1 protein-coding gene is annotated in these 1,142 nt (G+C 74.1%); it reads right to left on the bottom strand.

All coding sequences use genetic code 11. The features are described 5' to 3' along the window. Nucleotides 1–63: 63 nt before the first annotated feature. Nucleotides 64–1,044, bottom strand: a complete 981-nt coding sequence (locus ACYVE9_RS27740; RefSeq protein ID WP_461030643.1) for an alpha/beta fold hydrolase — start codon at nt 1,042–1,044, stop codon at nt 64–66. Nucleotides 1,045–1,142: the final 98 nt, after the last annotated feature.

Genomic DNA, 1,142 nt, shown 5'->3' with positions numbered 1-1,142 from the left:
CGCCGCCCGCCGCCCGGCCCACCGCCCGCCGGGCGGGACCCTGCCCGCGTGGCGGTGCCGCGATCAGGCGGGCAGGGCGGTGAGCCACTCGGTCAGAATGCGGTTGGTCTCGGCGGGACGCTCCTGCTGCGTCCAGTGGCCGCACCCGTCGAGCAGGTGCGAGGCGACCAGGCCGGGCAGGGTGACGGGGAACGCCTCGACGGCGTCGGCCATCCAGGTGGTGGACGCGTCCTCGCTGCCGCCGACGAACAGCGACGGCATGGTGAGCGGAGCACCGTCGAACTCGGCGAGGTCCGACCAGTCGCGGTCCATGTTCCGGTAGCGGTTGAGCGCCCCGCTCAAGCCGGTGCGCTCGAACTCCCCGGCATAGAAATCGAGTTCTTCGGTGCCGAGCCAGGAGGGCGCTGGGCCGGCGGGGAACCGCTCGCGCAGCGTGCCGCCCCGGCTGACGAAGTGCGGCAGCGGCGCCCCGGGGCCCGGCATCGTGTCGGCGGACAGCGCGGCGTAGAAGCCGGCGAGCCACCCGCGCACATCGGGCTCGATCTCCGCCTCGGCCCTGCCCGGCTCCTGGAAGTAGGAGACGTAGAACTCCTCGTCCCCGCCCATCCGCGCGAAGACCTCGCTGGGCCTCGGCCCGCCGCGCGGTGTGTAGGGAACGCTGAGCATCCCCACCGCGCGGAACACGTCCGGCCTGACCAGCGCCGAGTTGGCGGCGATCGTCGCGCCCCAGTCGTGGCCGACGATCACCGCGGAACGCTCGCCCAGCGCGTGCACCACCGAGACGTTGTCCTCGACCAGATCGAGCATGCGGTACGCGTCGGTGTCGTCGGGCCGGGAGGAGCGACCGTAGCCGCGCACGTCGACGGCGACCGCGCGGTACCCGGCGGCTGCGAGCGCCGGCAGTTGGTGGCGCCAGGAGTACCACGACTCCGGAAAGCCGTGCACGAGCAGGACCAGCGGCCCGGTACCGGCCTCCACCAGATGCGTGCGGCCCGCCGGGGAGGGGACCACCCGGTGCACGGCGTTCACGGGTTGCTGCGGCATGGCTTCCTCCGGGGAGTCGCGGGCTTTCGGCCGGCCTCCGGTGAGCCCTGACGGGCACGCCGGACGCCGCGCACCCATCATGCGGCGGCCGGCGCGCA

It is taken from the genome of Streptomyces sparsus (assembly GCF_054776295.1).
This window is presented reverse-complemented; position numbering and strand designations above follow the sequence as displayed.

What these genes read in the sequence shown, in the direction of transcription:
- ACYVE9_RS27740 (WP_461030643.1), bottom strand. Translation starts at nt 1,044, where the DNA reads ATGCCGCAGCAACCCGTGAACGCCGTGCACCGGGTGGTCCCCTCCCCG.